Genomic DNA, 23,743 nt, shown 5'->3' with positions numbered 1-23,743 from the left:
CTCCTCTTCAGATAATCCCCTTCGACCAGTCCAACTCCAGCATCATGCGAAGCTCATCGAAGCTCCATCTTTTCACATTCGGAGGAAAACGATCAGCCTCAGAGCAAGCCGCCAGCTTATGATGCTCATCCAGCTCGTACGTCCTGAAGAAATAATGCTCGCCCTCCGGCTCCAACGTTATACTGCGATCTTCATTCACCATAATGGAGAAGGAATGAAGCGGAATAGAGAGCCCCTCCCCCTTGCACTTAATATAGCTTTCCTTGAGTGTCCACAATTCGTAGAAGTGCGGCAATCGCTCACCGTGGTTATAGGACATCAGCCGCTGATATTCCCTTTCGGACAGAAACGATTCCGCAATATTCATATCGATGGGCTTAATCTCCTCCACATCAATGCCCACAGGGGCTTGGCTTACGAACACCGCCACCCATTCTCCCGAATGAGACACGTTAAAATGGAAGGAGCCATGGCTGACTAATGACGGCTTGCCGTATTCATTTTTTGCAAAACGAATATGTTCATTGCCCAGCCCAAGCCGGCTCACAATTGCAGCACGCACAAGCGCTTCGCCCAGCAGTGTCCGGTATGCATCCTTCAGAAACCGCAGCTTCTTTACTCTCCCCCTCTTCTCCTCAGATACTTGATTAAGCAGCCAGTTATAATCATCCATCCCCATTACGGATGGTATGTTCAATACAATGATTTCAACATTCAACTTGTCAAACACCCCCCGCTCAATGTCGGCCTTTGGACATATATCCATTACACATGTCCCACCCCTATCGTAGTGAATGCATCCGACTTTTGTAAGGGAGATTTTTGTGAGAATTGGGGGAAATTTCAATCATTTTGCATGAATTAGTCATTTTAGCGGTTGAAAATGGCATTGTATAGGAGGTATGCTAATTACGTTTTTTTATAACTGTTTTTTGAAAAGGAGGGAGTGCTTTCGCGTATTCGGATTGCACGGTCCATACCATCAGAGGGAGTCCAACATAATGTATAAACCATGCCGATCATTCCATCTATGCTCGAATCTGATGATTGAAGGAGGTATACAAGATGTTCCCTGCTTCGCCGGCCTATGTCCCGGTACTCTTACACGTAAAATGGTTCATTCGGGACCATGACTGGACACCGCAGGCTATTTCTCGCGTTATAACCCCTACGTTTCTCTTTTGGCTAGGCTTTACCCTGTTAGTACTGTTAATCATTTCTTTAAGCACCCCTTATTTTAACCGCCATCCATGGAGCGTGGCCATCGACCGCTTTATGAACCGGCTTAAGCCCCATATGCTTACCGTCCTTCGCGTAGGCCTTGGCATCGGGCTGATTATGCAGCTGGCCACCGGCACCTACCTGGCGCCGACGCTTGTATCCAATGACCCCGGCGTCTACGTCATCCTAACGATCGCCATATTAGGTTTGGTACACAAGCGAACGCTTGTCATAAGCGGGGCCGCTATTCTTACGCTTTACCTTATCGTTTCACGACAATATGGATTGTTCCATGCGTTCGACTATATGTTTTACCTCGGCATCATCTACACATTGTTCGTTGCGAATACCCGCTTTCACTACACCTACCCCATCGTACTCTATCTCTTCTCGGGAATCTCGCTCGCCTGGCTGGCAATGGAGAAATTCACGCTCGCCAAGCTCGCTTGCTCGCTGATGCATGAATACGGCATTCCTTCTCTAGGTTTTACGGTAGAAGATTTTGTCTTGATCAGCGCCTTTATTGAAATCGGACTGGCTTGGGCTTTTATAGCCGGCTTGTTGAATCGGTTCAGCGCGCTTATGTTAACGGGTCTCTTCCTGACGACTACAATGATATTCGGCGTAACCGAAATTATCGGCCATGCCGTTGTCCACACGCTTCTCCTTGTTTTCATCATCGGCGGCAGAGACGCCTCCACAACGCTTCATCGCCTTGTGCCTAACGCCATACTGCGGCATACGAGCGTGCTTGTATCGTTCGCGCTGCTATTATTCGGCCTCATGGCGATCTACGTCTGGATGGGACAGCCGAGTGGCTGGTTCGTCTAACGACGCTCCATTCATTCTGTCATCGTATGCCAACAAACTTTCATTCATGAAGCGGATGTTCATTCCTCTAGCGTATTAGTGCAACCGAAAGTCTCAGAATGGTGAACTTCATGCCAAATGACTCTCCTTACGGCGTCTTCATTCGCACGCCCCCATCTCTGGCCTGGCATCCAGCCTAGGGGGCACAAGATGCAGCCAAAACCCGGACAGGCAGCCGCTCGGCTAAAGATTCATTCGTCGGCGGCTAATTATGCCTGTAGTAGTGAGCGGTTCGCGTATTTATTCGCATCGGATAAAGCCGGGAACCGCTCGATCATACCCGATCCCTCCATCTGCCGGATCGGGTTCATTCTTGTCAAAACAACTTTGCGTGCAAGATATGCTAACAGGAGCGCCAGCTCCCTCCTAGCTGTTAATACCTCCGCCCTCCGGTTAGCTCCAGACATGTCTCTCTTGCTTTTAGATACAGTCACCTTATTATGGCTTGAAATCTCTTTATCATGGTTATATACTTATACCTAGATATTCGATGCATTGATAATATAGGTGTAGGAGGAGATGATACGTAACCATGAAAATTAACAAGGAATTGATGAAAGGAAGCACCGTCATCCTGATTCTGTCGTTGCTTGGCCGGAAGGATATGTACGGCTATGAAATGACGAAGGAAATCGAACGGAGCTCGGCCAATGTGTTCACCTTCAAGGAAGGTACGCTGTACCCGATTCTGCATACGCTTGAGGTGGAGCGTATGGTTGAGGCCTATTGGAACGAGGAAGGCGGGCGAAAACGCAAATATTATCGCATCACAGAGGAAGGACGGCGCCAGCTGGAGGAGAAGCATAAGGAATGGACGCTGTTCCGCACAACGGTAGACCGCGTAATCGGGGAGGGCAGCCTATGACCGGCCATATTGCCAGCCGCCCTCTGGTTGTCGCTTACATAGAAGAAATTTGCGCTCATGTGAGAGCCAGAGATGTGCATGAGGATATCAAGCTGGAGCTGCTTGGGCATCTCACTGAACGAATCGAAGAGCTGATGGAAGCCGAGTCATTATCCGAGGAAGAAGCCATCAAGGCAGCTGTTAAGCAAATGGGCGACGCCAAGCAGGTGGGCGTTGGCCTTAATGCCGCGCATAAGCCGAAGCCGGAATGGAGCGTTATCGGCATTATCGCGGCTATGATTGGCATTGCGTTGTTTACAATTTTATTCGCCTTGCCGGAATCGACGCAAGTCAGCACATTTATTTACTCAAAGGTAGTTTTTAGTATAATAGGAGTCCTCTTGCTGGTTGTACTCTACTTCGCTAACTATCGCAAGCTGTTGAAGTTGTCGTGGCCCCTGTATTGGGTAACTATCCTATTGATGGCATTTGCCCAACTGTACGGGCCTCAAATTAATGGTTCGAGACAATGGATCTTAATAGGTAACGTAGGGTTTAATATCTTTTCCCACTCTCCTTATTTGCTCATCATAGCACTTGCAGGCATTCTCTATAGGCAAAAGGAAAACGCAATGCCTGGTGCAAGCCTTGGTCGATACAGTCAATTCATTAAAGGAATAAAACAACTTGTTACCTTTATCCTGATACCAGCCTATTTGTACATAGGCGCTCCTGGGCTGGCTCAGCTCATCGTATATTCTTTCAGTTTGATCATCCTGCTCATTCTCTACAGAAAACTTCGGTTTCTATGGATGTCTATCGCTACACTGGCAACAGGTGTATTTCTTGTTCTTTTGAATGATTTGAACCCTTATCGCTTGCATTATATTTGGCAGCGAATTGCAGGATTATGGGGGCAAGAAACCAATTCCAATTACCAAACCGTACGCTCCATCGAAGCCATCCAATCTGGCGGCATGTGGGGACAAGGACTAGGCGCGCCCTATACACGTTTACCGTTTTCTCACAGCGAAATGATGTACTCCTACCTCGTCTACAGCCTCGGCTGGGTATTCGGAGCTGCGATTGCCCTTCTGATCCTGGCTTTTATCGTTCGTATTGTCCGCATGGGCTTCAAGACTAACGATTTCTACGGAAGAGGCCTCGTCATCGGCTTATGCGCCGTGTTCGGTATTCGTCTCTTCTGGAATTTGCTCATGTGTCTCGGTTTGTTGCCAATCATGGGCATTGAATTGCCGTTCCTGCATCTCAGCTCCGTATCCGTCCTGGAATTCGCCTTGGTCGGTCTTATGCTCAGCGTGTATAGGCGCAAGGATATGGTGGGCTGTTCCGCCACCCTGCAGTCGTCGACTCCGACCTGATACGACGTGCAAAACAAAAAGGAATTTGCTCCTATCGGAAGGCGGAGCTCTGTTGCTAGGGCAACCACTTCCCTCCATATGGACAAATTCCTTTTGTTAATCAGACGGCTTTATTGCTTTTTCTCCAGCAATAACGAAGTGATTTTCTGCAGCTGCATCTCCAGGGAGAACGGATCTTCCATGACGAACTCGTCACCGAACTCGCCGTACATATAGACGTTGCCGTTTTTGACCGCTTCGGCATTTTTCCACACCGCGCTATCCATAATATCTTTCGCATCCTCCAACGTATTGATATAGACAAAGACATGATCACCTAGATATTCCGGCAACGCCTCGAGAGATATGTTTGCAAAGCCTTGTGGCATGTTTTTCGCTTGCTCCGTTGGAGGCAAGTCCATCATTTGATAAATGGTAGAGCTGCCATAGTTGCCGCCGTCGGCAGCCAGTACATAGATAGCCTTAGAAGCGAGCTGTACAACCGACACCGTCTCGCCTTCCTTGATCACACCGGCGACTTGCTCTTTTGCTTTGGCTACTTCTTGCTCGTACCCTTTGACCCACTCATCGGCTTCTTGCTCCTTGCCGAATATTTTGGCAATATTTTTGAACTTCTCAATCGGGCCGGCCGTCGACAGTTCTTCCCAGTATGGGACAAATACAGTCGTGCTGATCTTTTGATACTGTTCAATGTTGTCTTCGATGGAACCGATAATCAGGTCCGGCTCAAGCATAATGAGCTTCTCCGGATTCATCGGGAAGGCGCCAAGGTTCTCAATCTTGGAGAGAATCTCGTCGGTTAAGCCTGCTTTCTCCATCCAGGCTTCATCCAGCATATCCTCCCTGACGCCGATTGGCATAATGCCAAGCTTAATCAAATGGCCCATATATTGATCCGCCGCAACGCGCTCGGGATTGAGCGGAACCTCAACATCGCCTCTCGGCGTAGATACTGTTCTTGTCGCCTTCTGCTGGGCAGGGTCTTTCTGCTCTTGCCCTCCTTGATCGCTGGTCTGCGAATTCACTGCCGTTCCGGGATTCACCGTATTATTGGCAGCGCTGGAACACGCGCTCAATAACAATGTAATGCACAGCATAACTGTCATTGCTGTCCGTTTAAAGCTCTTATACATGGTCTTACTCACATCTCCCTTTAATTGATAATGATTATCACCCTCAAACACACTATAGCGGTTTGAACGTTTTGGGAGAATAGCAATTTTTGATCTGTTGTATAGCAATTCTTCATCATGCTGAACGCTCTTCCGTTCTCTGAACAGGGCGGGCGATACCCCTTTGTAACGTTTGAAGCTGCGGCTAAGCGTAAAACCGTCCGGGTATCCGACCTGCTCGGCGATCTGTTGCAGCGTAGCATTCGATTGCAGGAGCAGCCGGCTGGCATGCTCGATTCTAACCTTGCCCAAATAATGGATCGGGCTCATATTCAGCTGCTCCTTGAACTGCCTGGATATATACCCGGCGCTATAGCCTGTCGCTGTCGAGATCGAATCCAGAGAGATTGGCTCATAATAATGATCATGCATATAGTTCCGTACGTGAGCAAGCAGATCGGGCTTGATGACCGCCGTATTGTCTTTCTCCAATTGATCCATCAACTCGACAACAAATTGATACATGGACGATTTGACCTGCAGCCTGTGCCAGGAATGGCTGGACTGCCAATGATTGAACATGCCTTCTGCAAGGTTGTATAGAGGCAGCGGATGGCTGGGCTGGATCGCATAGTGGTCATAGAATGGATTCTGTTTCTGCCACAGCTGCATAATATCAGCCCTGAAGGTGAACGGCAGTATCGCTTTGTACATGATCATGTAGTATTCAAAATCGTCTAAAGCCTCAATGCTTATCGCCAGCCCCTTGCCGCCATGCAGCAGTTGAAAGCTGCTCGCCTTATGCCGCTCGCCGCCCAAATCAATATAAGCCGATCCATTAATGGCAAAGATGTATGAATGGGCTGGCAAGTGATAGAGGGGCAGCGTTTGGCCCCTCTCCATCCGAATATGCCGAATGTCCAATATTTTGATATAGGCATAATTCCACATTAACAGGTGCTTGTCTCTATCGATCACGAGAAAGGCTCCTTCCTGATTAGTTGTATAAGAAAATGACGGTGTTATGCCGCATTAGTGAGAATGATTATCAATGTCTTTCAATGTCCAGTCTAAATGAAAAAGAGAAGCTTTTCAATGATGAATTGAAAAGCTTCTCTTTTCCAATGATAGATATCTTAAATTTCCTTGCGCTGCATATGAGCCAGGCCCCCAAGCAGAAACACGACGAAGCTTCCTCCGATTGTGAAGAGCACATTTTCAAGCGGCAATGTAAACGCTCCGAAGTCCATGCCTCCGCCGTTGACTGACAGCATCGCTAGTGCAGGCTGAGCCCACGGGTAGAACGGACCGTAATCTGCGGAGTTCACGATCAGTATATTCGGCAGCGTAAACGCCACATTGATCGCAAGCGGAGCGGCAAAGCTGCTCCAGCCGATAGAAGCCCACAGCTGCAAAGCCGCAAGTGGCAGGCAGGCTATCCATCCGCTGAGGAGCGAAGGCCACGCGATTGCCCAGTCTATCCCGCCCGCTATGTCATGATAATAGGTTGCCAGAACCAGCGCAGCCACAATCAGCAGCTGCGTAATAGCCAGCAACACGGCTACCGTCACGAACTTCGCCATATACAGACCCGTCCTCGTTACGGGAAGTGACAACATGCTCTTCCATCCACCGCCTCCATGCTCGAAGCGGCATACGAACGAAGCGAAGATGCCGGTCAGAATCGGAAGCAGCAGCATGGCGTGGAGCGTAAGCACGGCCGATTGAAGGACGGCATACTGCTCTGCAGCGGTCATGCCATCAAGCGATGCGAGCATGCCGATGACAAGTCCGATCACCGGGCTGACCGGAATAAGCAGCCAGATCGGGGAACGCCCCAGCTTCAGCCGCTCGGAGGCCAGCAGCCCTATAAAGGATTTCAGCTTCATCTAGTTCACATCCCTTCTCGCAAAATGAACCATTCCCGCAAGCAGCACAATGAATCCGCCCAGAGCCCCTGCCGCCAAAAAAATCTCTTGTTTCTGCGCCTTATAGGCAAGCAGCGGCCAGGTGAGGGGAAGCCATTCTGCGATGGCGAACATGGACAAGACGGCGAGCACGACGCCAAGCGTAATGGGAATCGCCTGATTGCGCAGCGTCAGGCACATCCAGAGCAGCAAGACCAGGAGCGGCAGCGCTGCGATGAATGGGTAGAAGCCCAGCTTGGCAAGATCAGCCAGAGGAAGCGGCGAGCCGAAGCCAAGTCCCAGCCCAAGCGCCGCACTCCCGAGCGCAAGCAGCATGCAAGACACGCCGAGCATAATGACGGCAACTGCAAACTTGGAGAAAAATACAGCCGTCCGCGAGATAGGCAGCGCCAGAAGCTGCTTCCACGAGCTTGTATGATGCTCGATATTCGCGATAAGCGAGCATAGAATTGTAATGCCCATCAGCAGGGCTATCGGCACAAAAACAGCAATATTGTCAAGCAAGCCGCCCCATAGGTCGTCCGCATAACTTTTCTTCAAGTAGTCGTAGCGCAAGCCGAAATTAAGCGCCTGCATCGCGACAAGGCCGACGGGACCGAGACAGACGAGAAACCAAAGACCTTTTCCCTTAAGTTTGAGCCAATCGGAACGCATGGCTTTCAGTATCATAAGCCCCGTCCCTCCCCGACAATGCGCAGGAAGAGCTCCTCCAGCGACTTCCGTCTCTCCTCCACCCGATAGACAGCATGACCGCTTGCTACCAGTTCCCTGACTGCCTTCGCGACATACTCGTCATCCGTTCTCCCGATTGTTAGCAAGGAGCCGTCATGCTCCGATTGGATGCCGCTGCGCGCCAGCACCCGCATCGCCGCCATCGAATCGGATACGCGCAGCGCCATGCTGCCTTGCGCTTGCTCCTGCAGGCCTTCCATGGAGTCCTGGAATACCATCTCGCCTTGGCGGATAATACCTACCGTATTCGCCATTTGCTCCACCTCGCTGAGCAGATGGCTGGAGATCAGCACCGTAATCCCATGCTCGCGCGGCATCGCCTTAATCAGCTCGCGAATCTCCAATATGCCCGCAGGGTCCAGGCCGTTGGTCGGCTCATCCAGCACCAGCAGCTCCGGGCTGCCGAGCAAGGCGCTGGCGATGCCGAGCCGCTGCTTCATGCCGAGCGAGAACCCTTTGACCGGCCGCTTCGCTTCCTTCGCCAAACCGACAATGCCCAGCACCTCGCTAATTCTGTTCTTCGGCGCATCAATAATTCGGCGAATGGCCTCCAGATTGTCCGTTGCGCTCAGATGCCCGTAATAGGACGGGTATTCGACCAGGGAGCCTACTCTTCTAAGAATGTGCATACGATTGCGGCGCAGCGGCTGACCGAAGATTTGAATATTCCCCCCGCTTGGCTGAATCAAGCCAAGCAGCATCCGAATGGTCGTCGTTTTGCCCGCTCCGTTCGGTCCGAGAAAACCGAATATTTCCCCTTTGCCGATCTTCAAATTCAAGTTAGAGACGGCATAACGTCCTTTATATCTCTTGCTAAGACCGCTCGTCTCGATAATCCATTCCTTCATCTCCATCACCTCGACTACCAGCATACCGGCGCCAGGTTAAATGAAGAGACGGCCCAGTTTAAATTTGGTTTAAAAAAAGCCGGCATCAGCCCCCGGCTTCATTACTTGTATGAGATTCATAGATCAAGATACGCGTCCCTTGCTCCAAGCTATCCCGCTGCCACGAAAGCCCCATCTCCCGCAGCAAATACTCCACGATCGCAAGCCCAATGCCTGCTCCCTTGGCCGCATCATGACCGTTACCTGCATCAAGGCAGGGCCCCCGGTCTTCAATGATAAGAACCGTCTGGCCGTTGCGCTGGCCCAGACCGATCCCGACATAACGGCCTTCGGCAGCATGCCGGACCACATTCTGGAACAGATTATCCAGTATGCGGCGGAAGCCCTCGCGGTCCACACTCCAGATAAGAGGTTCCTCTGGCAGCCTGATATCCGCCTCAATCCCTGCATTCTCCCATACCGGGTACCAGGATGCAGCGCTCTCGCGCGTCAGCCGCAGCACATCCTGTGGCTTCAGCGACAGCTGGTATCGCCCGCTGGTCATAAGCGTGTACGACAACAGATTATCGATCAGGCCTCCGAGCCCTTCCGTCTTTTGCTCCAGAACGGTTACCGCTTCCTTGCCCTTGCCGGTTAACGGTTCGTTCTTGAGCGTATAGAGATGCCCTCTCATCACCGTTAGCGGCGTTCTTAGGTCATGCGACAAATTCGAGATAAGCCGCTTGCGCAGCTCCTCCTCCTCCGCTTGCCTGATTCGGCCTTCCTTCAACTGCTCCACCATGCCATTAAAGGCGGACTCCAGGCCGCCGATCTCATCCTGCCGCTTCTCCTCTACAGGAGCAGGCAATCCATGCTCATCCTTCAGCGACATGGCTGCCTGCAGCGCCAGAAGACGCTTGCGGATATGCATGAAGAACAGCAGCGATACCGCCGCCAGAAAGGCAAACATCAGAAAGATAAAGCCAACGATGAATGGTGTGCCCGACGCAGAGCCGGTAGATGCATGAAGTTCACTTCGCGGCAATTGCAGCACCATAAAGGCGGTATCAGCGTTCTCCTTGCCCAGGAAGGAGACAACGGTGAACGGATCCCCGTTAATGCTCGCTTTCATGAACCGGATTGCACCATCCACTGTCCACTGCTCTCCTCTCGCAGCTCCCTCCGGGAGCTCCAACCGGGTTCTGCCCTCCCGGTCGACCCAGAAAAGCGTGGCGTCCGGATAATTGATCGCCAACGCGTGCAGACGGTCGTCGATCTCAGCGTACGACAAGCCGTCCATCCTTCTTGCTTCGGCATGCCATGCGGACTCTACTTCGCTCGCACCCCCGTACTTCATCTCTCTTGTCGCATCAGGGTCCATCGCCACCTGCGCGAGCATGTAAAGCACGCTAGCGAGCGGAATGATAATCGGAATAAACAGAAACGCTCCCAGCACGATAAACAGGTACCGAGTAAGCAAGGATTGCCGCGACAGCCAGCCCCGCTTTCTGCCCTGAGCCTGGCGGCCGCTCACGCCCTCACCCGATAGCCGATGCCTCGCACCGTTTCGATGATCTCGGGGGCGGCCGGCTCTCTCTCAATCTTCTCGCGCAAATAGCGGATATGAACCATCAGCGTCTTATCTCCGTCGAGATATGGCTCCCCCCATACCGCCTCATAGATTTGTTCCTTTGTCATAATCTGATTCAGATGCCTCAGCAAATAATGGAATATATGAAACTGCTTTCCGGTAAGCCCGACCTCCTCGCCTGTATCCTGATTTACGATCCGATTCTCCCGTTCATAGATCAGCAAATGCTTAACGACTAGACATTCAGGCGCCGCCGAACCGGAGCGGCGCAGCAACACTTCAATGCGGGCGGTCAGCTCATCCGGATGGAATGGCTTCGTGACATAATCATCCGCGAATTGCAGCCCTTGCAGCTTATCGTCAATAGCCGTCCTGGCCGACAGCAGCAGAATAGGCAGCGCGGGCAGCGATTTCTTCAGCCTCTGTCCCACTGTAAATCCATCTAGTCCCGGCAGCATAACGTCCAGAATAACCAGGTCGCAATTCGGCGCTTCATCAAGCGCCCGTTCTCCGCTTCTCAGCCACTTCACTACATAACCGCGGTCCTCCAGATGACCGCTTACGAATTCCCCAATCTCCCGATCATCCTCTATGTACAGCAATGTCGCAGACACTTGCTCTCCCCCCAGCAATGCGTAATGCACTTGTCAGCTTGTCATCAACCTTGACCGAGACTCGTCTATGACAGCGTTATTTCTCTCATCGTGTTAGTCCCTTTCATCATACCATGGGCATTGTCATTCTCGCACATCGCCTCCTTTGCCATCAGTCTCCAGCTTTCATCACGGCCCATACGAAAAAACCCGGCGTTTCCGCCGGGTCCTCCGCTTGCGCTACTGAATTACATGCGGCACTTGATCATAACCAATCAATTCGGATACGGTTACGAACCGGAAGCCTCGCTCCTTCAGCTCAGGCAAGATTTGCTTTAGTGCAGACACCGTCTGGGACTTCCCGCCCACAAAATCATGGAAGAGAATGATATCTCCGTTCCTTGCATTACGAAGCACCTTGTTCACAATCTTATGTACGCCGGGCCGCTTCCAGTCCTCCGTGTCCTGATGCCAGGACCATAATACGACCTGATAGTGAAAAGCCTTCGCCGCATCAATCAGCCGGTCGCTGTAATAGCCGCCTGGAGGACGGAATAAGGCCGGTTTTTGTCCTGTAATACGCGTAAGCGTCTCCTCGGTTTGCTCGATTTCCTTCTTCATGGCGTCCAGAGAAGAGCGATTATTGAAAAAAGGATGATTAAACGTATGATTCGCCAGCTCGTGCCCTGCTTCCACCTCTTGTTTCACGATATCTGGATAGCGCTCCGCATGTTTTCCAATAATAAAAAACGTGGCTTTCGCATCGTATTCCGCCAGCAGCTTCAAGATTTCAGGCGTATCCTCCGGGCTAGGTCCATCGTCGAACGTGAGAGCGATCACCTTCTCCTCCGTTGGCACTTCCCAGACGATCTCGCCTCTTGTCTCATAATATTTCCGCTCCTTCGCACCTGCTGCCGGGCTTGCGTTGGAAGTCGAAGACATCATCAGCATAACGCAGCATAGAGCCGCAGCCGCTTTCCATTTCACCATACTCACTCCTACTCGTCGATTCAAGATGCCTAACGAGTAGATTGCCTTGTTCAGCGCAAAACTATACTTTACAAAGGAGAATGATCATGAACCGTTCATTGCAAAGCTTACAATCCGTGACGCGGAAAACGGCCCTATTCGCTTTTCTCTCCGTCATCATCTGCCTGGCCTACTCTGCCAATTATGCAATCGCTGCGCCTTCCCGCGCAGAGCTGCATGTCCGGTCCTCCCCCGATGCCCGGCATGAATCCGTCAAGCCTCTGCCGCCCACGCTGCTGGACGGAGCGATGAGCATTGGGAGCGGGCCGCAAACTGCCTCCGATCTCTATCTTTCGGTCCCTCAGGCTAAAGGGAGCAGTACCCTCATCTATACCGTAGATACACTTGGCAATCTCCACCGTGAAGACGGACAAATCCTTCTCCTGCGGCCTGCAGCTCGCAGCAAGCTCCTGCATGAGGCCCGGCAGCTGCGCACCCAGCATTATGGCGAGCTGCTTCCATGGCAGGAAGCGAAATCGGTCATTCCGCGAAAAGCCAACCTGACAGTCGTCGATCTGGAGACCGGCCTTCGCTTCAACGCCCAGCGCAGAGCCGGGAGCAGCCATGCGGATGTGCAGCCTTTGACCAAAGCAGACAGCGAGACAATGAAGGAAATCTACGGCGGCAAGTGGAGCTGGCACCGCAGGGCGATCCTTGTCATTGCCCATGGCCGTACGCTCGCTGCTTCCATGCATGGCATGCCGCATGGCGGAGACGGCATTCCGGACAATGGCTTTAGCGGTCACTTCTGCATCCACTTCCAGGGCAGCGCTACGCATGGCAAAGGGAATATCGATCTAGGCCATCAGCTTATGGTCGCCAAGGCATCGGGGACGCTTGAACCCTTTATAGGCGCGCTTGATCCGTATGATACGGTCAATGCGTTCTTCCTGGCCAATGAATACGGTGATCGGGCGCTCATGCGCAGCGTTTTTACCGACAGTCTGTCTCCCCAAGCAAATACCAGACACTTCGGCGTAGAGGAAGCCGCTATTCGCCATCAGTTTATACAACCTGAGGATATTCCAGACACGGCGCTGGCGGCTGACATCCCGGTTGAGATTTGCCAGGCGCGCGGAGGCCGATGCGTGAACAAGTCCGTGAGAATATTTCATCTGGGAAGACTATCTCCGCTTGACGCATGGAGAATTGATGCCATTACAGGGTCGCAGCAATAGGAGCAACAATGCTCGTATCCTCTTTTTCTCTCGCCTTCTCTAATCCCGCGATTGCAAATGCGCCGGAGATGACCAGTACCAGAGCCGAGAGAACAAGCAAGCTGTCCGATAAGGAAATCTCCGGCTCGGGGACTTTTTTCTTAGCCATAACGCCATTACCTTCCCTTCACAGAAATGATGCTTACCGCCAGCATATGTACGGGCGAATGCCCGCTGCACGGCGTATGCCTATTGGTAGATGAAAAAAACCATCCCGATGTCTTAATGCAACGCATACACAAAGCCGTCTTGTGAAGCATAATAAACCACGCCGTCCCCGATAGCTGGGGATGATAGAATAGGCGCCTTGGTCCCGTCGAAACGCCATAGCTCCTGACCGGATTCCAAGTCTATAGCATAGAACGCATCAATACCCAGTGAATTATCGGTGTACGCCGAGCCGAAGTAGGCAATTTTGCCTGCGATGGACGGCGAGCCAAATACTCTGCTGGGCAGCCGGAAATCAAGGTGATGCTCGCCGCCGAGCCGTTTGAATATATGCACCACCTTGGCATCGGAAGAGCCAATAGTGACATATTCCTCGCTCACGGCAGCTGACGAGCCGAGCCAGGAGCCGCTCGGCGAGCGATAGCTCCACAACTGCTTGCCGGTATTGGCATCCGTCGCATAGACATATTGGTCCCGGGAACCGTAATACAGTACGCCGTCCTTATAGGCAAGCCCTCCGTGTATTGATCCGTGCGTCACCGACCACACCAGCTCGCCAGTCTTGCGATCCAGCGCTGTCACCTTGCCCTGATTGTCAGCGGCATAGACCTGGTCCTCGGTCACAACCGGCTTCCCATGTACGGTAGACCCCAGCGCATATGACCAAATAACCGAACCGTCCTTGCGGTCAATCGCATAAAATAAGCTGCCTTCCGAACCCAAATACAGCGTATCGCCAGCCACAGCGGCCGAGCTGTAATAGTAATCCCAGTAGTCTTTGTTCTTCTCTGCAAATTGATTATCCAGCTCCACCGACCATGCCTGCTTCCCTTCTCGCGTATCCAAAGCATACAAATTGGACTTCCCGTCCAGAAAGTAGACATATCCGCCCGCCACAAATGCAGAGGAGCGTATGCCGCCCTGCGCCTGGAACGTCCATATCTCGCTCCCATCGTCGGCATTCAGCGCATAGAACGCGCCCGCTTCATCCCCGATATATAACGTCTCTCCCGCCAGAACCGGGGAGCTGTTTGTCTTCCCTCCCAGCTGCATGCGCCACTTCTCGCCCGTCAGCTCCGGCAAACCGCTCACCTCGAATACGCCTGTATTATGCAAATCTCCCCGATACTGCCCCTTCGCTCCGTCTTGCACAGCCGATTCGCCGCCAGCCTTTGCGCAGCTCGCAGCAAGCGTCGCGCACATCGCCAGTATAACCAACCACTTCTTCGCCATCGGTATCCCTCCATCGTCATCAATAGCGCATTGGCGCCCAATAGGATGATCCCGGCACGGCTCATTTTCTTACACTTTTTTTATGACAAAAGCTGCAGCATCAACTTGAGCTTATTGATCCCCCTGCATTCTGCTTCCCGAATAGACCGAAGCAACTCGACACCTTCATCTCTGACCTCATGCCGATCGATCAGCCCCCCATGGGGAAAAGGAAACAGCCGCTTCAGCTTCTGATAATCGGAAAGCGCTTCCATATATGCCGCTGCCGCTTCGCCGGCCAGCTCTGCGAGTCTGGTGCCTACCGCTCTGTAGCGAGTACATTCCTGCTTCAATTCCACTAAAAATTGATAAGCAAAATAACGGCTGCTTGCCGTGCTCCAGACGAGATGTGCATGCTCGCAGGGGTCGGCTTTCCCTGCGGCCAGCCCGCTCATCCAGACGCTGTAGGCAGCAAGCCCGTATTCATATTCCGGGTAACGCGAGCTTTCCATCCCTTCCGCATGCTCGATAATATCAGTCAAGGCCGCAATCAGCGTATCCTGCTGCGCCGTTCCCGCATATCGGCCAAGGGACAACACGAACAGCTCCGAGCTGCCCGCAGGACCAAGCTCTTCGTACGGAATGCGCGTCCCCTCGAACAGCCCCGTCATATGGAAGCAGCGGAGGTTGTCATCGTACCCGTGAATCAGGGCAAAATATCCCACTCGAATCCCCCATACGATAACGGGATGCCCTCCGTCCAGCGATTGCTGGACGAATGAATAAGCTTCCATTAGCTTATCGCTGGCTGAGGAAACCTTCTGCCCGTCTCCGATGCTCGCAGGCTGGAAACCCAGCCGCCGAAGCGCTTTCTGGTATACGGCAGGCCAATGAATGCCCTTCACGGCATTGTCATCAATGACCGTACGCTTCACCTGCAGTCGGAAGGCAAGGCCCGTCCGGCCCATAATCTGGGGCAGTGTATACGGGACGTTCTCCTTATATTGGGTCGCATGCAGCACGCAAAGGGCGAATGAATCCCAAATTTCCCCGAAATACAGGCTGTCGATGCCAAGCTGTTTGCTGCGCCCTGTCTCCCCGCCGCCGGATCTCTCCTTCAAGTAATGAGTCAGCTTTGTCTGATAGGTCAGCATCTGCAGCTTGCGGCGCGACCTTGACAACGTCGTGTATACATTGTTAGAGGAGGTGTCATACAGACTTGCGATTTCCTGCGGAGTACGCTGATAGAACGCGAATTCCTCCAGCATACCGCGCTCCTTCCGGTTTAATTGGCGCAACAGACGATGCAGCGACTGCTCGTTCTCCCTGCGCATCAGCCGTTCAAGCGGGTTGTCATCCAGCTGAAATGTACCGGATGCGGACAGCCGTGCATGGAGCCGCCACTCCGTCGTCTCCTCGTCATAGCCCGAGGAACCGTCTCCATTCGCATAGGCGGCGAAAGGCAATTCCTTGGCATACGGCCCTCCCCTTCGGACCGCCCGATAAGCGCGATTGCGCACGATGCGCTTCATCCAGCCGAGGAACTTCTCCGGCATGCGCAGCGTGCCCAGCATCATATAAGCGCGCAGCATCGATTCCTGGAGCACATCCTCGGCCAAGTATGTCTCGCGCGTCACCTCCAGCGACCATCGCAGCATACGGCCGCGGTGCCGCTGGATCAGCTCATTGTAGGCCGTGTCGCTGCCGGATTGCGCAAGCCGGACCAGCTCTTCGTCCATCAGTTCGTGATAGCGGTCTATCCACTGCATCCGCAACTCTCCTTAGCGTCTTGCATTGCATTCTTCCTCCATGGTAGCAAATAACTTCAGCCCGAATAAGGTGACAAATTAACGATTAATAGGCCATACAGCGGAACTTTCCCTGCATGGCCTTGTATGATCCTACATGTATAACGATAAGACGGGTGAAGATGATCTCTCACATCCTACATAAAACCTACGGAGCCTCTTTCCTTCATCCAATCGCCGCTGCGGCTCTTCGAATAGTCCGACTTCATCTCGTCGATGATGCCCATCAGCCGCACTTCGCCTTCGTAATGCTTCTGCAGCGCCGCCGACACATACAGCTCGCTCAGTTGGGCGAAGGTGAAGCCGTCCGTCCGACTGGCCGCCTCGCGCATCGTCTCGCCGTCTACCAGCTTCTCGATTCCCTTGCGCTGCATATAAGCAAGCCGCAGGGGCTCGTCCGGCGACTTCACCTCGTACGCCCGGTCGAAGCGGCCGGCGCGATTCATCAGCGCCGGGTCGATCCGCTCGGGATAGTTGGTCGTGCCGATCAGGAAGACACCTTCCTTGGAAGCGACGCCGTCCAGAATGTTCAGGAAGTACGAGCGGCAGGATTCCGGCATGGAGTCGATATCCTCAATGACGAGCACCATCGGCGCCATCCGTACCGCTGCCGAGAACACTTCGCTGATCGATTCGCTGTTCGTATACTCCGTAATCTGCCAGTAGGCGACCGGCGCTCCCACCGTGCCGGAGATGGACTTGACCAGCGTCGTCTTGCCATTGCCAGGCTTGCCGTAGAGCAGTATCCCTCTTTTATATGGAATGCCGTATGTCTCGAAGAAAGAGCCTTCTTCGTTAAAAAACTCGTCTACCGAGCGGTAAATATGCGTCTTCAGCGTCTCGTCCATAAAAACATCGGTTCGCTCGACAGGAGTGGTCGCGCTAATAGGCTCCCGTTCCAGCCCGTCTCTCGTATCGCTGTAGAGCATAATCTTCCGGCTGGCGAGCTGTCGCTCCCTCATATCCGACAGGAAGGCGGTCATCCCTTCGTCATGCTCGGCGAAGATCAGATCCTCGTAGCCCAATCCGTGATTCAGCATTTTTGGAATGCGGGCGAACGCGACCTTAAAGTCCGGGTACAGGAACAGATTATTGCGCACGGACGGCCTGATTTCGTATGCGCCCTGGCGCAAGGCCAAGGCCGGGTCCGATTCATAACGGAACATATCAGTCTCTACCAGATCATACAAGCTGGCTGCATGCTCGACGCCGGGATGCGCTCTGCGGATATCCTCCTCAAGCGAATCCCACATATCATTGCTGTCCTCCTGATAATAGAGGCGGAACGGACAGCCGAACCGCTCCTGCAGAAAGTGGAAGATACGGCGCACGGTCTCCGGATAGTCAAAGTACACCTTCCCTGCCAAGGAAGCTCCCTTGCCCCGAGGGGCAAGGAAAGGGACGGAATCGGTATTGGTGGCTGCGTTTATGACGGCTTGTGTGAATGGTGCGGTTGCTCTCATCGTCATACTCCTTTTACTGTCGCGAGCAGGCTGCATTTGGCCACGACAGTGGCAAGGCCGGCTCCTACGACGCTTTCGATTATTTGGTCAACATCCTTATAGGCTTGGGGAGACTCGTCCAGAATTGACTCCAGTGCGCGATGGTTGACGACGATCTCGTCCTCTTGCCCCACACGCATGGCGGCTGCGAATTCATCGACGGTTACCAGCTGCTTCGTCGCGTTCCGGGAACGGATGCGTCCTGCTCCATGGCAGATGGAATAGTAATTGCTTACGCCGCCAGGCGCTCCTACCATCAGATAAGAGGAGGTTCCCATCGAACCCGGAATTAGCGCGGGATGGCCAGTCGCTGCATAAGGCGCCGGATTGCCGGGATGCCCCCCCGGAAGCGCCCTTGTCGCTCCTTTCCGATGGACGAAATAACGATCCTTCTGGCCCTCGCTGCAAGCATAATTGTGCATCAAATCATACAGCGTCTTCAGCTCCACGGCAGGACCAAGGACGTCGCGGAACGCCTCCCGCACCGCATAAGCCAGCAAGTGGCGATTCACAATAGCATAATTCAGTGCGGAGTACATCAGATTCGTATACGTATCCCCGGCCTCGCTGTCCAGCGGCGCGAACTGCAGCTTGGGATCTGCTGTGCCAAGGCCCAGCTTGCGCATCGTCTTGGCGACATCGGTGCTGCAATATTGATTCACCGCTCCGCCCCAGGCCCGGGACCCGCTATGAATCATGACGATGACTTGCCCGTCGAAGAGACCCCATTGCTCGGCGACCTCCCGATTCTCAGGGTTGATCTGCAACGATTGAATTTCGATGAAGTGATTGCCTCCGCCCAGCGTGCCAAGCTGGCGATGCGCCCGGTGCCATACCGGCTCGGGCAGCCTGTTCAGCGCGTTCTCGTCATAGCGGAAGCCGCTGCTCTCCACATGAGTAAGCGAAGTGGCGCGTCTTGGCGTATAGGCATCCGGCACATATTTGCCCGGCAGGCCATGGAGGCTCTTGCGCAGCACATGCTCCAGTCTGATGTCGGAGAAGTGGCCTCTCGTATGGCTTTCCACCGGAATGAGCCGCTCGATCGCCTTCACCAGCTTCCGCCGCAGCCTGACGTCCTTGATTTGCTCCGCATTCAGATTCGTCACATGGACACGCATGCCGCAGCCAATGTCGCTGCCTACAATGGAAGGAGAGACAAAGCCATCTGCCTCACCCCATACCGCCGTTGTGCCGATGCAGGTTCCGACGCCTACATGCGCATCCGGCGTATAGCTCATATAGCGGATATTCGGGATTTGCAAATTGTTGTTCGCCATCTCCAGCACCTTGGCTCCCATGTCGCGGAACAGCCGGTCGCTGGCGTAGATATGCAGATCGCCAGCCGGAAGGTCGATCTGTCGATAATAGGTTTCTTGATTGTTATTCATATAATCGTGTATCCTCTCTTGTTTGGAAAAATAAAAAAGAAGACCGTAAGCCCAGTAGCTTACGGTCTTCAAGCATAAAGAATAAACCGGCACAAGGGCGCCACCCGATTGGATGCGCGCTGCCGCTTCAGCTCAGGCCCGTAGAGGCCGAAGGACAAAATTATGGAAGTTTCGGTTTGCTTTGCGTGTTCTCATCAACTTTACGATCACGGCCCTCGGCCCCCTTTCCAAATGTAATAGAGCAATCATACTTCATGCATTTCGCAGCTTCAATGTAATAAATGACTATAACTGTTTGGGCACGCTTAAGGCTTCAGCAAATTCAGCTTCTCAGCCTTCGCTACCGCCTTCATCCGGCGGTCGACATCCAGCTTTCTGAATATGTTGCGGACATGCGTCTTCACGGTTTCGCTCGTCACGATCAGCCTGGTCGCAATTTCTTTGTTGGAGGCGCCTTCAGCCATCCATTGCAGCACTTCCTTCTCTCGCTCCGTCAGCTCAAGCGGCAAGCCAGCTGGCTCCTTGGCGGCTGAATGGGCCTTCCGCCAAAAGTTCATCGCCCAAATGCCGAATCCTCCGCTCCGGTGGTCGAGCGATAACAGCTCGGATTCGGCGAATGACGTATCGCATTTGCCGGTGACAGCAGGGCTCGCTACGAACCCTAATCCCAATAAGAATGCCTTCAAATGATTGTTTGTTGCGACGAGCAGCACTCTTGTCCCTTCGCCTAGAAGTGACAGCCGGTCCAGAATCATATGGCCGATGAGCTCTTCTCTCGTATAACCTGGATGATCTCCCCGGGCAGCAACCAGGACAGCCAGATGCGTATCAGCCTCTTCCGGCGTGACAAAGACATCCATCACCGCCTCGCATTCTTCCAATTCATCGAACTCACTCCGCGCCAGCAGCGCACTGGTCTCCCGGTGCAGGAGGGTCACGATAATCATGCCGATCGGCTCTCCTTCGCGATCGCGAAGCACTGCAATGCTTTCCGGCGAATGGAGATACAGCTCATCCAGCAACCTATAATACTTCACGGTTTGTTCGGGATCGATGCTATATTCACACCATTGCCTCAGCAGCTCATGAAGCATCGGCAGATCTTCCTTGCACGGCAAATCCAGGCTCCCGGTGAAAGGCTCCGCTGAAATATCCGCGTATTGACGATTCAGCAGGGGCAGCGCTTCCCTGCAAATCTGCAGCATCTGGGTAGCGATTCGCAGCCGCATGGCGGGATTCTCATACTGCTGCAATCGGCTATGCAGCATGCTCATAGCGCGATCCCTCAGCGCATGCAGCCGGCCGGGTTCGCGCAGCTTCAAGTCCCGCAGAAGATGAAGGCGCGCAGAGTCATGCAGCGTAATGCCTCCCGGTGTCTGCCGAATGAACGAAAACCCTGCAAGCGCCTGGAACTCTGTTATGGAAACTCCGCTGCCGCTTACATGCACCAGCTCCTCCTGATTCGCGGTGTGCAGTACAGACAATACATCCACAAGCGGAAGCAGGCCGGAACCGGCCAGCTCCTGCAACATCCGTGCGCTAAGCTGGCTGGAGATATGGCATGTTCCTTGCGCAAGCAGATGCAGCTCCCCATTCTGTCCGAGCGTATCCATCGTAAGCGCCAGCGTTAGCGGATGGCCGTCCGTTAGATCATATAAGCTGGCTTCCCGAAGCGGATGATCCCCTTGTCCCTTGTCCACTGTGATCCAATAGCGCTCCGTCTCGACACGGTTGAAATTTTCTAGCTTAATTAACCTGTACGCTTCCCCAAGCTGCGGATGGCTTGACCAGTCAATGGAGAATGCGGGCCGAGACGCTAGCACGACCATTACACCTTGCCTGGACAACTTCGGAATAAAAGCGTCCATCATCCATCGCTCCAGCATCCGCATATCCTCATAATTGTCGATACAGACCAGAACGCGCTTCTTTGGCGTTGCCTTTAAGAGAGGAGCCAACGGAGCCGCAGCATGATAGCCCCCAGCCTCCAGTGCAAGCGCCGCTGTCAAATGATCCATGAAGGCCAGTGGAGAAGGAAGCAGATGTCTCCCGTCCAGCCATAGGCACAGCACGCCTCGCTCCGAGCTTATGCGCATATATTCCGACAGAAGCGTCGACTTGCCGACTCCGCCGATTCCCGTAATGGCCAGCAAGGAGAGCGGCGCTTCCGCATCATCCAGCCACTCCTCCAGCCATGCTTTCTCCCTTGCCCGTCCTACAAAACGATTCTTAACCTCTGCGCGCGGCATGTTCATCGATGATTAGCCTCCGAATTAGTTCACTACCTTAACTGTATTATGATCAGGGAAGGATGACAAGCCATTCGGCAAAAGAACAATAACGCATTCCCCCGCGTCTGCAAGTGTGGAATGTCACCAGACCTCTTAGCAGTTAACGCCATAAATGATGCAGCAACCGGCAGTGACAAGTAATAGATGGCTATCAAAAAAACCGCCAGCGGTGAGTTCCTCACCCTAGCGGTTTGAAAGAATCTTTTTTTTATAATATGAGAAGCAATCCCAGTCCCAGCACCCAAAGCATCGGTATCAAATTGACGATAACCGCTGTCCGCTTCTTCTGCTTATGAATGAACCAAGCGATTAAGGAGCATGCCACGACCGCAATAGGATACACGGTAATAGCCAGCACAAAAGACGTATTGGCAACCCCGATGCCGCTGTCAAAGCTCATGAAAGACAAGCCCCAGAACACAAACCAAGGCAGCAAACCAATGACATATACGATTTGAGTCAGAATCAGATAAACCTTCATGTGTATCTCCCCTATTCGCGGATAACGAAAACCTGAGCACACCGTTTGCCCTCAGCCTTCGATTGCTGGATTAATGCTAACAAATTATAGCATTTCTTATCGGGCCCAGCTATTGTTATTACCACCGGATGGAGGATATCAAACCCAAAATGCCGCTTCTTTCCGCATCGCTAATCTGCCATGTCTCTATATCATTTTTGATGCGTTCCATGCTGGTATAGCCTTTTGCCAACCCGTTCAGCCTGGCGGCAATCGTGGAATCATTCAATTGGGGTTGCGTAGGATATCGGGTGCTGAGCGCTTCTATCGCTTGCGGGTACCGCTTTAGGTAATATTTCTGATGACGTTCCTCTGCCGCATAGAAGGCGCTGCAAGGCACAATGTCCGTCTCTGGCCTGCCAAGCCCGCTCCGCTCCCGCTTAAGCAGCACCCGGTCAATCGCCGACCGCTGGCTTTCGTTCTCATAGAAGAGCAGCGATTGGTACTGTTTACCTTTATAACCATTAATATTGACGGGTTGATGCCGCTCCCAGAAGATTGCAACCAGTTCCTCAAAGGCTACTGTGTCGCTGTCATATTCAAGCTGAACGCACTCCGTATGATCCCCCATCTCACGGTATATCGGCTTATCGGTCGTGCCACCCGCATAGCCTACCCGTGTGCGAACTACGCCTGGCATGGCGCCGAACCGCGCCTCAGGGCTCCAGAAGCAGCCCATGCCCAAGGTAATCCGCTCAGCTTCTCCGTTCCATGGACTGTTCACACGGACTATTTTGTCTATTTCCACGGGTCCGATCCTCCTTTCACCGCTGCATGACTACTCTGTGTCGATGAGATAAACGCGATCCGCAAAGCCGCCCCGCTGCTCCGCTTTCCTCGCCCTGATCGCCTCAAGCTCCTCGGCATCGCTTCCGTGCAGCAGTGCCAAGGCGCGTATAACCTCCAGCATATCCGCCAGCTCCTCCAGCGCATCGGCAGGCTCGGCTGCCTCCAGATACTCGCGAAGCTCTTCCTGCAGCTTGGCCTTCAATTCCTTGCTGTATTCCGAGGGCTCCAGAATTCGCGTACGACAGCTCTCGCCTTTAGCCTTAATCATATGAGGGATACGGTCACGGACAAGCTTATGATAAACCGGCATGAGAGAATTCTCCTTTATAGGGATATTTCTAATCAATAAAAAAGCCAGAGATCATTATATCACGAATGATCTCCGGCTTTCTTCGCGCCGACCAAAGCGTTCAGTTGCTCCAGCAGGTTGCCCCCGCCGGTAAGCGAAATGCTGCCTACCCGATCGCATATCTTCTCCAGATACTCCAGCTCCTTCAGCCTGTACAGCGTTCCGTTCTCCTCCATCAGCTTCGCAGTGTTGAGCAGGCTTCGAAATGAATCTCAATCGCCGATAGCCACCAAGCATTCTTGTAGACTGAACTAAATTAACCAAAAATATGTATATACTACTAAATTGTGTTATTATGTTTAAGATGGACAATATGAAAGGAGGGATTATATACTACCATTCTGACATAGTTTCCTTTACTACGAACGAG

At 52.9% G+C, this 23,743-nt stretch carries 21 protein-coding genes and 1 pseudogene; 4 read left to right on the top strand and 18 right to left on the bottom strand.

All coding sequences use genetic code 11. The annotated features are described in order from the left end of the window. Positions 1–7 precede the first annotated feature (7 nt). Entirely contained in the window at positions 8–718 is a 711-nt protein-coding gene (locus ACFVSO_RS23070) for a 4'-phosphopantetheinyl transferase family protein (RefSeq protein ID WP_387478062.1), read from the bottom strand. A 347-nt stretch (positions 719–1,065) separates the two neighbouring features. Here ACFVSO_RS23070 and ACFVSO_RS23065 point away from each other — a divergent pair, with 347 nt between their 5' ends. From ACFVSO_RS23065 to ACFVSO_RS23055, 3 genes are all read left to right on the top strand, one after another. Further along, positions 1,066–2,052 carry a hypothetical protein gene (locus ACFVSO_RS23065; RefSeq protein WP_387478060.1) on the top strand — a complete coding sequence of 329 codons (987 nt, stop codon included), beginning with the start codon at positions 1,066–1,068 and terminating at the stop codon, positions 2,050–2,052. A 571-nt stretch (positions 2,053–2,623) separates the two neighbouring features. Next, positions 2,624–2,956 carry a PadR family transcriptional regulator gene (locus tag ACFVSO_RS23060; RefSeq protein ID WP_387478058.1) on the top strand — a complete coding sequence of 111 codons (333 nt, stop codon included), beginning with the start codon at positions 2,624–2,626 and terminating at the stop codon, positions 2,954–2,956. Continuing rightward, complete coding sequence (locus ACFVSO_RS23055) at positions 2,953–4,317, top strand: FtsW/RodA/SpoVE family cell cycle protein (RefSeq protein ID WP_387478055.1); 1,365 nt, start codon at positions 2,953–2,955, stop codon at positions 4,315–4,317. Before ACFVSO_RS23060 ends, ACFVSO_RS23055 begins: the two co-directional genes overlap by 4 nt. Positions 4,318–4,427: 110 nt before the next feature. Here ACFVSO_RS23055 and ACFVSO_RS23050 read toward each other — a convergent pair whose 3' ends face one another. The 7 genes from ACFVSO_RS23050 to ACFVSO_RS23020 all read right to left on the bottom strand — a co-directional run bounded on the left by ACFVSO_RS23050 (position 4,428) and on the right by ACFVSO_RS23020 (position 12,090). Next, complete coding sequence (locus ACFVSO_RS23050) at positions 4,428–6,407, bottom strand: ABC transporter substrate-binding protein (RefSeq protein WP_387478052.1); 1,980 nt, start codon at positions 6,405–6,407, stop codon at positions 4,428–4,430. Between the two features lie 158 nt (positions 6,408–6,565). Beyond that, entirely contained in the window at positions 6,566–7,318 is a 753-nt protein-coding gene (locus ACFVSO_RS23045; protein ID WP_387478049.1) for an ABC transporter permease, read from the bottom strand. After that, positions 7,319–8,026: an ABC transporter permease gene (locus tag ACFVSO_RS23040; protein ID WP_387478046.1), complete on the bottom strand. Its 708-nt coding sequence runs from the start codon at positions 8,024–8,026 to the stop codon at positions 7,319–7,321. Beyond that, the gene (locus tag ACFVSO_RS23035; protein ID WP_387478043.1) at positions 8,023–8,937 is read right to left on the bottom strand and encodes an ABC transporter ATP-binding protein; all 915 of its coding nucleotides are present in this window, start codon (positions 8,935–8,937) and stop codon (positions 8,023–8,025) included. The genes ACFVSO_RS23040 and ACFVSO_RS23035 overlap by 4 nt, the downstream gene beginning before the upstream one ends. An 85-nt stretch (positions 8,938–9,022) precedes the next feature. Further along, a complete protein-coding gene (locus ACFVSO_RS23030) occupies positions 9,023–10,450 on the bottom strand; it encodes a sensor histidine kinase (protein ID WP_387478041.1) in 1,428 nt (475 codons plus the stop codon). After that, complete coding sequence (locus ACFVSO_RS23025) at positions 10,447–11,121, bottom strand: response regulator transcription factor (protein ID WP_387478039.1); 675 nt, start codon at positions 11,119–11,121, stop codon at positions 10,447–10,449. The genes ACFVSO_RS23030 and ACFVSO_RS23025 overlap by 4 nt, the downstream gene beginning before the upstream one ends. A 219-nt stretch (positions 11,122–11,340) precedes the next feature. Continuing rightward, positions 11,341–12,090, bottom strand: coding sequence for a polysaccharide deacetylase family protein (locus ACFVSO_RS23020; protein ID WP_387478037.1), 750 nt, complete (start codon positions 12,088–12,090; stop codon positions 11,341–11,343). Between the two features lie 86 nt (positions 12,091–12,176). Between ACFVSO_RS23020 and ACFVSO_RS23015 the strand changes: the two genes are divergently transcribed. Then, positions 12,177–13,307, top strand: coding sequence for a hypothetical protein (locus ACFVSO_RS23015; RefSeq protein WP_387478035.1), 1,131 nt, complete (start codon positions 12,177–12,179; stop codon positions 13,305–13,307). Here the strand turns inward: ACFVSO_RS23015 and ACFVSO_RS23010 are convergent. The 10 genes and pseudogenes from ACFVSO_RS23010 to ACFVSO_RS22965 form a co-directional block, all read right to left on the bottom strand. Then, on the bottom strand, positions 13,288–13,455 hold the full coding sequence (locus ACFVSO_RS23010; protein WP_387478032.1) for a hypothetical protein: 168 nt from the start codon (positions 13,453–13,455) through the stop codon (positions 13,288–13,290). The genes ACFVSO_RS23015 and ACFVSO_RS23010 overlap by 20 nt on opposite strands. 113 nt (positions 13,456–13,568) lie before the next feature. Beyond that, positions 13,569–14,747, bottom strand: coding sequence for an outer membrane protein assembly factor BamB family protein (locus ACFVSO_RS23005; protein ID WP_387478029.1), 1,179 nt, complete (start codon positions 14,745–14,747; stop codon positions 13,569–13,571). Positions 14,748–14,827: 80 nt separating this feature from the next. Continuing rightward, a complete protein-coding gene (locus ACFVSO_RS23000; protein ID WP_387478026.1) occupies positions 14,828–16,495 on the bottom strand; it encodes an RNA polymerase sigma factor in 1,668 nt (555 codons plus the stop codon). 176 nt (positions 16,496–16,671) lie between these two features. Beyond that, on the bottom strand, positions 16,672–17,997 hold the full coding sequence (locus ACFVSO_RS22995; protein WP_387478024.1) for an AAA family ATPase: 1,326 nt from the start codon (positions 17,995–17,997) through the stop codon (positions 16,672–16,674). Between the two features lie 2 nt (positions 17,998–17,999). Beyond that, a complete protein-coding gene (locus ACFVSO_RS22990; RefSeq protein WP_387478022.1) occupies positions 18,000–19,424 on the bottom strand; it encodes an RtcB family protein in 1,425 nt (474 codons plus the stop codon). A 305-nt stretch (positions 19,425–19,729) separates the two neighbouring features. Then, a complete protein-coding gene (locus ACFVSO_RS22985) occupies positions 19,730–21,679 on the bottom strand; it encodes a LuxR C-terminal-related transcriptional regulator (RefSeq protein WP_387478020.1) in 1,950 nt (649 codons plus the stop codon). Positions 21,680–21,923: 244 nt separating this feature from the next. Continuing rightward, the gene (locus ACFVSO_RS22980; RefSeq protein ID WP_387478018.1) at positions 21,924–22,196 is read right to left on the bottom strand and encodes a hypothetical protein; all 273 of its coding nucleotides are present in this window, start codon (positions 22,194–22,196) and stop codon (positions 21,924–21,926) included. A gap of 118 nt (positions 22,197–22,314) precedes the next feature. Next, positions 22,315–22,983: a peptide-methionine (S)-S-oxide reductase MsrA gene (msrA, locus tag ACFVSO_RS22975; RefSeq protein WP_387478016.1), complete on the bottom strand. Its 669-nt coding sequence runs from the start codon at positions 22,981–22,983 to the stop codon at positions 22,315–22,317. A gap of 30 nt (positions 22,984–23,013) precedes the next feature. After that, positions 23,014–23,334 carry a pyrophosphohydrolase domain-containing protein gene (locus ACFVSO_RS22970; protein ID WP_387478013.1) on the bottom strand — a complete coding sequence of 107 codons (321 nt, stop codon included), beginning with the start codon at positions 23,332–23,334 and terminating at the stop codon, positions 23,014–23,016. A gap of 59 nt (positions 23,335–23,393) precedes the next feature. After that, positions 23,394–23,582, bottom strand: a pseudogene (locus ACFVSO_RS22965) (slipin family protein); the annotation flags it as partial. Between the last annotated feature and the right edge of the window lie 161 nt (positions 23,583–23,743).

The sequence above is a fragment of the Paenibacillus sp. NPDC057967 genome (genome assembly GCF_042887015.1).
Taxonomy (GTDB): Bacteria; Bacillota; Bacilli; order Paenibacillales; family Paenibacillaceae; genus Pristimantibacillus.
Note: the sequence above shows the minus strand (reverse complement) of the source record. Positions and strands in the feature narration are given on the sequence as shown.